This window comes from Streptomyces sp. SID5910, from assembly GCF_009862125.1.
Lineage (GTDB): Bacteria > Actinomycetota > Actinomycetes > Streptomycetales > Streptomycetaceae > Streptomyces.
The window spans coordinates 1-7045 of sequence record NZ_WWHX01000422.1; the positions used below are offsets into that span (position 1 = coordinate 1).

The following is a 7045-nucleotide window of genomic DNA, read 5'->3' on the forward strand; positions in this document are numbered from 1 at the left end:
TCCTCCCGCCGTCCGTGGTCGAAGGCGCCCGCCCCGGCGACGTACCGGGCGGCCACCAGCGCCGCGACGACGAGCAGGGCCACGACGGCACCGGCCGCCGCGGGCCCGTCGAGCAGCAGGACGAGCAGGACGCCGGACCCGGCGAACGCCCCGACGAGCAGCCCGAGCCGGCGCAGCGGGAACACGTCGGGCTCCGGCATGAGGCCCGGGCTCACCGTGCGGTCTCCCGGTCCTGGAGGTGCGCGGCGATGTCCTCCAGGGCCTCGGCGGCGGCCTCGCGGTGCGGGGCGCCCATGGGGTGCGTGGAGTAGCGGGCCTCGCGGAACAGTGCGGTGAGCCGGGGCGCGGCCGGGTTCGGGGCGAGGCCCGCGGTGGCGGCGCGGGTGAGCAGGTCGGCGGGGCTGTCGGAGGCGTGCCGCCGCACACCGGAGGCGGCGAGGGCGTCCTCCATCGCGGCGTAGCAGGCGATGACGGCGGCCCGGGCGTCACCGGCGTCGGCCAGAGCGCGCCGGGCCGAGCGCACGGCGGACAGCAGCAGGCGCGCGTCCTCGTCGTCCGCGGGCAGGTCCAGGGGGCCGGGGCGCGGCGGCACCGTCAGCCCGACCCGCCGCAGCCGCCGTACGACGACCACCGTGACCACCACGACGACCAGCGCGACCAGCACACCGAGCAGGAGATACCACGGCAGGGACAGGGCGTCTCCCGGACTCTCCTCGTGCGGCGGGATGTTGCGGGCGGGGGGCATGGACGGTGGTGAGCTGGGCGGCGGCGGGAGGTCCACCGGCAGGGACGCCCTGCTGTCGCGCGTGAACCGGTGCAGCACCAGGGACAGGACACCGATGGCACCCGGCCCGACGAGCAGCAGCGTCACGACGGCCTGCCGCAGCCGCTCCTCGCGCGCCGGCAGCCCTCGACTGTCACCGCCGATCCGGGGACGAAGACGCTGGGCGGTGTGCGCGACACCCACCGGCCACACGATGGACAGCCCGATCACGACGAAGCCCCAGTGGCCGAGCGGCCCCTGGCCGGAGTGCAGCAGTCCCTCGGCTGGCCGCAGCACGAGCGCGGCGACCGCCAGCGCCCCCACCACCCCGGCGGCGACCACGACCCCGGGCACCGCTGGGCGCCCCTCCCGCTCCCCGTGCTCCATGACATCCCCCGCTGAACCGTTCCCCCGAACGTCCGTTCACCGTACGCCCTGCGAGTGATCGTGACCACCGGTGGTGGGAACGGCGATGAGTTGCCGACGAGTACCGGGTCTACAGATGTGACGGCTGCCGAGGCCCACCCGAGGGAGCCGGCTGCTCGGTGCCGCACGCCGATCCACCGCACATGGACCCTTGAGGAGCACGACATGACCGCGACCTACACCTTCGACGTCTTCTCCAGTCTCGACGGCTACGGCGCCGCGGGCGGCGACTGGACCGGCTACTGGGGCAAGCAGGGCCCCGAACTGCTCGACCACCGCCTCGCGCTGTACGACGCGGACCAGCGGATGGTCTTCGGAGCCACCACGTACCGGCTGTTCACCCAGATGCTGGCCGAGAGCACCGAGGACTCCGACGTGCGGGACCCCTGGGTGACCCGGATGAGGAGCCTCCCGGCGACGGTGGTGTCGACGACGCTGCAAGGGCCCCTCGACTGGCCGGACGCGACCGTCGTCAGCGGCGACGCCGTCGATGTGGTCGCCCGGCTCAAGGAGGAGTCCGACGTACCGCTGCGCTCGCACGGCAGCCTGGCGATGAACCGCGCCCTGATGGCCGCCGGCCTGGTCGACCGCCTCCAGGTGACGCTCTTCCCCGTCATCACCGGCCGGACCGGACTGGACCCGGTCTTCCGGGGCGCGGCCGACTTCGACCTGGAACTGGTCGAACGGCGCACCCTCGACGGCGACATCCAGGAACTCGTCTACCGGCCCGCCGTCCACTGACCGGCGACGGCGGGCAGCCGTCCCTCCCGCCGTCCCAGCGCCGCGAGGGACAGCGTCACGGTGACGGACGCGGCCGCCATCAGGGACATCGCCGCGGCCGGTGAGGTCAGTTGGGCCAGTGTGCCCGCGAGGAGGGTGCCGAGGCCCTGCAAGGCCGCCATGCCGGTGGCGTGCAGTCCGAGGGCCTGGCCCGCGAGGCCGTCGGGGGTGAGCTTCATCAGCCGTTCCTGCAGCACCAGGCTCGCGGCGAAGCCGACGGAGGCGACGGCGACCGCCACGGCCGACAGCGCCACTCCCGGCCGCAGCACGAAGAACAGGTAGGGAACGGCCAGCAGCAGGCGCAGCGGCGTCGCCAGCCGGGCGCGTACCGTGACGGGCACCAGGCGGCCCACCGCCAGGTCACCCGCGAACATGCCCAGCGCCCCGAGCGCGTACAGCGTGCCGGCGGCCTCGGGGGCGTAGGAGACGTAGAGCGAATCGCCGCCGACGATCAGGCCGTTGGGGACCCACAGGCCGAGGTACGTCAGACGGCGGGAGCGTGAGGACCACAGCAGGGCGTTGGTGCGCCAGGTCGCCGCGACGGACGGGCGGCCCGACGAACGCGGCGGCCGGGCCCTGAGCCCCAGGCGGGTGACGACGGCCGACACCGCGTACACCGCCGCCGCGAGGAGCAGGCAGGCCCGTGGGGACAGGAGCACCAGCAGCGCGCCGCCCGCCGCGAAGCCGGCCATCTGCGTCAGGCCCCAGACCATGTTGTAGACCGAACGCCCGAGGACATAGCCGTCCTTGGACAGGATCTCGTTCATCAGCCCCCCGCGCACCCCGCCCCCCAGCGACGCGACCAGCCCTTGCAGCAGGACGACGACGAAGACCGCCCCGACGGGCAGTCCGGGCAGTGCCAGGACCGCCGTACCGGCCGCGAAGGCGAGACCCAGGCCGGACAGGACCGCACGCGGGGGCAGCCGGTCGGCGCCCGACAGCAGGAACACGCCCCCCACCAACTGCGCGAGCTGCGGGCCGAACATGCTCACCGCCGACAGGAACGGGGACCCGGTGGCCCGGAACACCAGCGTGCCGAGGGCCAGTCCGCCGATCGTCTGGGCCGCGGCGAAGGCGGCGAAGGAGAGCAGGAACGGAGTGAACTCCGGGGTGCGGAACAGGGAGCGGTAGCTGCGCATGCGACGCAGTCTCGGATCGGCGGGGAAGCGGGGGTACTGTTTCGCCGACACACGAAAGGTCGTCGGCATGGGTCTGTGGCAGATCGGCACCGACACCCTCGCCCGCAGCCGGTTCGTGCTCTCGCCGTTCGCCGAGACCTTCGCGAGCCTGAAACTGCTGCACGCGGGGACCGGTGCCCATCGGGGCGAGGACGCCTGGCTGCGCACGCACCTGCCCGGCTACCGCGCACGCCTCGCGGCCGACCCGGTGGCCGCCCCGCTCGTGCGGGCGGCGCTCGGCACCTCCTGGATCGCCGACTTCCTCTGCCCCACCTCACGCGTCGGTGAGAGCTTCGAGGAGACCGTGACCCGGGTGCGGGCGACCGGGCCCGGACAGGCGCGGGCCGACCTCCGCGTGTCCCTCGGCGGCCCCCTCCCCGCCGCTCTCGACCGGGACGACCTGCCCGAACGGGCGACCGCGCTCCTGACGTACGTCTGGGACGAGACCGTACGGCCGTACTGGCGGCGCCGGCGGCGCATCCTGGAGGCCGACACGGTCGCCCGGACGGCGCAGGTCAGCCAGGGAGGCTGGGCGGCGGTGCTGGACTCGCTGAAACCGGGCGCGCGATGGATCGGCGAGAGCCGCCTCCAGGTCAACCCGAACGCCTACCCGCCGCGCGAGATCGCCGCCGGGGCGGACCTGCTGTTCATGCCGGTCACCCCGAGGACGAGCTGGGTGTCGTGGGAGGGACAGGAACGGTACGCCGTCGTCTACCCGTGCCTCGGCGTGCTCGCCGACGACCACGACCGGCGACCGGCCCCGGCCGCCCTCGGGGCGCTCCTCGGCACCGCGAGGGCCGGCCTGCTGGTGCTGCTCGGCACTCCCATGAGCACGACCCAGCTGGTCGCCGTCACCGGCAGAGGCCTCGGGTCGGTGGGCGGGCACCTGCGGGTGCTGCTGGACGCGGGACTGCTGGAACGCCACCGGTCCGGCCGCTCGGTGCTGTACGCCCGCACGGCGGCCGGGGAGGTGCTGGTGAAGGCGGCGGGGGCCGACCGGCCGTCATGACACCGGCGTGTGCGGCGCCGGCCCGCGCGCCCGCGTTCCGCCGGTGGCCCGCCCGCCGCCTCAGGGAACCAGCACCAGCCGCCCGCGTATCCCGCCCGCCGCGAGCCGCTTGTGGGCCTCGGCGGCGTGCTCCAGGGGCAGGGTCTCGGCGACCCGCAGCGTCAGCCCCAGGGCGGCGAGCTCGGCCAGCGCCGGTCCGTCGGCGCTGATCCACTGCTGGTGGACCCGGATGCCGCGCAGCGGGAGCGGGGCCGTGCCGCCGGCCACCGTGGCGTAGGAGCCCCGGGTGCGGACGGCGGCCAGGGCGCGGATGCCGAGTCCCGCGGTGTCGAGCGCGCCGTCGGTGCCGCCCGGCACCAGGCGCCGTACCTCGGACGCGAGGTCGGCCACGGCACGGCCGACGACCCACTCGGCACCGAGGCCGCGGACGAACTCCTCGTCCGCGGAACCGGCCTGGGCGACGACGCGCAGCCCGCGCCGTACCGCCAGTTCGACCGCGAAGCCGCCGACCGCCCCGGCCGCGCCGGTCACCAGCACCGTGTCGCCCGCGACGAGACCGAGCAGGTCCAGGGCCTGGAGGGCGGTCAGGCCGTTCAGCGGCAGCGTCGCCGCGGCCTCGGCGGGGACGTCGGGCGGTGCGGGCGCGACCGCCGCGGCGTCCAGGACGGCGTACTCGGCGTAGGCGCCCAGCGACACGTCGAGCAGGTCGCGCAGCCCGATCACCCGCTGCCCCGGCACGAACGCCGTCACTCCCGCACCGGCCCGGTCGACGACACCCGCCACGTCCCAACCGATGCCCGTCTGCTCGCGCTCCGCCATCAGCCCCGCCTCGACGAGCGCGCCGGAACGGGTCACCAGGTCCACCGGATTGACGGTGGCCGCCTCGACGTGGACACGTACCTGCCCCGGCCCCGGCTCCGGCAGCGGAACCGTCACCGTCTCCAGTACCCCGGGCCCGCCGTAACCCCGGGCCACCACCGCGCGCATCTTCTCTCCCGTGCTCATGCCGCACACCGTAGGAACGGCTACTCTCCCTCGGGAAGTACGCACTTCCGGGTGCGTACGGCACCGAGAGGAGTGCGTCATGCCCACCCGCACGGCCGCCCAGCGACGGGCCGAGGCGAGCCTCGCCTACGACGCCTACCTCGCCGGATGCCCCGCCCGGCACCTGCTCGACCGCATCTCCGACAAGTGGGTGAGCCTCGCCGTCAACGCGCTCGCGGACGGACCGCAGCGGTACACCGAACTGCAACGCCGGCTGGCGAGCGTGAGCCAGAAGATGCTCACGCAGACGCTGCGGCATCTGGAACGCGACGGGCTGGTGTCGCGGACCGTGACCCCGTCCGTCCCGGTCCGCGTCGAGTACGCGCTCACCCCGCTCGGCCGCACGCTGCTGCCGGTGATGCGCGCGATCAAGGACTGGGCCGAGGAGCACATGGACGAGGTACACGCCGCCCGCGCCGCCTACGACACCCCGGACCGGACGTCCTGACCGCCGACGTCGTGGGATGACGGGTGCGGCAGCCGCCCGCGTGTTCGACACCTCAACCGGCGCCCACCGCACTTGTGTTGCGGGCGTGTGTCGAGATCCGCGCCGCCGTGCGACGTGCTGGTGCCGCGCCGCCGGCGTGTGCTTCCCTTGCGTCATGACCGTGCTCGTGACCCGCCGCCACGTCGACTACGTGCGTGTCACCACCACGGGTTGTACCGCCCGGAGCTGACGCCCCGCCCGGGCCGCAGCCCCGCCATCCCGCCGTGCATCCCGACCGGCGCCCCCCTCCAAAGCGGTGTCCGGTCCCGCGTTCCTTTCCCCGTGCCGTCACCGCGCCCGCGACGCCCTTTCGCCGTGCGCACCCGCGCGTCACGTACCCCGCCCTCCGTGCAAGGGAGCAAGCACCATGAGCCAGCCGATCGACTCCGTCACCGCCGGTCACACACCCGACGAGGGGTCCACCGGGCCCGACACCTCCGCCTGGTCCTTCGAGACCAAGCAGATCCACGCGGGTGCCGCACCGGACCCGGCGACCGGCGCCCGGGCCACGCCGATCTACCAGACGTCGTCGTTCGTGTTCCGGGACACGCAGCACGCCGCCGACCTGTTCTCGCTGGCCGAGCCCGGCAACATCTACACCCGCATCCACAACCCCACCCAGGACGTCTTCGAGCAGCGCATCGCCGCGCTGGAGGGCGGCGTCGCCGCGGTGGCACTGGCGTCCGGGCAGGCGGCGCAGACCCTGGCGATCCTCACCCTGGCCGGCTCCGGCGACCACATCGTCTCCAGCGCCTCCCTGTACGGGGGCACGTACAACCTGTTCCGCCACACCCTGCCCAAGTTCGGCATCGAGGTGACCTTCGTCGACGACCCGGACGACGCGGAGGCCTGGCGGGCGGCGATCCGGCCCGGCACCAAGGCACTGTTCGCCGAGACGCTGGGCAACCCGCGCGGCAACGTGCTCGACGTCCGGGCCGTCGCGGACGTCGCGCACGACGCCGGCGTCCCGCTCATCGTGGACAACACCGTGCCCACCCCGTATCTGCTGCGGCCCATCGAGCACGGCGCCGACATCGTCGTCCACTCGGCCACCAAGTTCCTCGGCGGACACGGGACCACCATCGGGGGCGTCGTCGTCGACGGCGGCACCTTCGACTTCGGCGCCCACACCGAGCGCTTCCCCGACTTCACCGAGCCCGACCCCAGCTACCACGGCCTGCGGTACTGGCCCGCGCTGGGCCCCGGTGCCTTCGCCGTCAAGCTCCGCGTCCAGCTGCTGCGCGACCTCGGGCCCGCCCTCTCCCCGCACTCCGCGTTCCTGCTGCTCCAGGGCGTGGAGACGCTCAGTCTGCGCATTGAGCGGCACTCCTCGAACGCCCAGGCCCTCGCGGAATGGA

General features: G+C 74.2%; 7 protein-coding genes and 1 pseudogene. 4 read left to right on the plus strand and 4 right to left on the minus strand.

Translation table 11 applies throughout. The features are described 5' to 3' along the window. Together GTW67_RS14920 and GTW67_RS14925 are read right to left on the minus strand one after the other, a co-directional pair. A pseudogene (locus GTW67_RS14920) lies at window positions 1–200 on the minus strand (hypothetical protein); the annotation flags it as partial. An 11-nt stretch (window positions 201–211) separates the two neighbouring features. After that, window positions 212–1150 carry a DUF4129 domain-containing protein gene (locus GTW67_RS14925; protein ID WP_161165303.1) on the minus strand — a complete coding sequence of 313 codons (939 nt, stop codon included), beginning with the start codon at window positions 1148–1150 and terminating at the stop codon, window positions 212–214. 204 nt (window positions 1151–1354) lie between these two features. Between GTW67_RS14925 and GTW67_RS14930 the strand changes: the two genes are divergently transcribed. Beyond that, complete coding sequence (locus GTW67_RS14930; protein WP_161165304.1) at window positions 1355–1930, plus strand: dihydrofolate reductase family protein; 576 nt, start codon at window positions 1355–1357, stop codon at window positions 1928–1930. Here the strand turns inward: GTW67_RS14930 and GTW67_RS14935 are convergent. Further along, entirely contained in the window at window positions 1909–3108 is a 1200-nt protein-coding gene (locus GTW67_RS14935; protein WP_202437255.1) for an MFS transporter, read from the minus strand. The two genes, GTW67_RS14930 and GTW67_RS14935, sit on opposite strands and share 22 nt — an antisense overlap. Window positions 3109–3175: 67 nt before the next feature. Here GTW67_RS14935 and GTW67_RS14940 point away from each other — a divergent pair, with 67 nt between their 5' ends. Then, the gene (locus GTW67_RS14940) at window positions 3176–4156 is read left to right on the plus strand and encodes an ArsR/SmtB family transcription factor (protein ID WP_161165305.1); all 981 of its coding nucleotides are present in this window, start codon (window positions 3176–3178) and stop codon (window positions 4154–4156) included. A gap of 60 nt (window positions 4157–4216) precedes the next feature. On the opposite strand, the gene GTW67_RS14945 is transcribed toward GTW67_RS14940, so the two are convergent. Further along, window positions 4217–5161, minus strand: coding sequence for an NADP-dependent oxidoreductase (locus GTW67_RS14945; protein ID WP_237518859.1), 945 nt, complete (start codon window positions 5159–5161; stop codon window positions 4217–4219). Window positions 5162–5240: 79 nt separating this feature from the next. Here GTW67_RS14945 and GTW67_RS14950 point away from each other — a divergent pair, with 79 nt between their 5' ends. After that, a complete protein-coding gene (locus GTW67_RS14950) occupies window positions 5241–5648 on the plus strand; it encodes a winged helix-turn-helix transcriptional regulator (RefSeq protein ID WP_161165306.1) in 408 nt (135 codons plus the stop codon). 406 nt (window positions 5649–6054) lie between these two features. Then, on the plus strand, window positions 6055–7045 hold a 991-nt coding region (locus GTW67_RS14955), incomplete at its 3' end, for an O-acetylhomoserine aminocarboxypropyltransferase/cysteine synthase family protein (RefSeq protein ID WP_161165307.1).

What these genes read in the sequence shown, in the direction of transcription:
- GTW67_RS14925 (WP_161165303.1), bottom strand. Translation starts at nt 1,150, where the DNA reads ATGGAGCACGGGGAGCGGGAGGGGCGCCCAGCGGTGCCCGGGGTCGTG.
- GTW67_RS14930 (WP_161165304.1), top strand. Translation starts at nt 1,355, where the DNA reads ATGACCGCGACCTACACCTTCGACGTCTTCTCCAGTCTCGACGGCTAC.
- GTW67_RS14935 (WP_202437255.1), bottom strand. Translation starts at nt 3,108, where the DNA reads ATGCGCAGCTACCGCTCCCTGTTCCGCACCCCGGAGTTCACTCCGTTC.
- GTW67_RS14940 (WP_161165305.1), top strand. Translation starts at nt 3,176, where the DNA reads ATGGGTCTGTGGCAGATCGGCACCGACACCCTCGCCCGCAGCCGGTTC.
- GTW67_RS14945 (WP_237518859.1), bottom strand. Translation starts at nt 5,161, where the DNA reads ATGAGCACGGGAGAGAAGATGCGCGCGGTGGTGGCCCGGGGTTACGGC.
- GTW67_RS14950 (WP_161165306.1), top strand. Translation starts at nt 5,241, where the DNA reads ATGCCCACCCGCACGGCCGCCCAGCGACGGGCCGAGGCGAGCCTCGCC.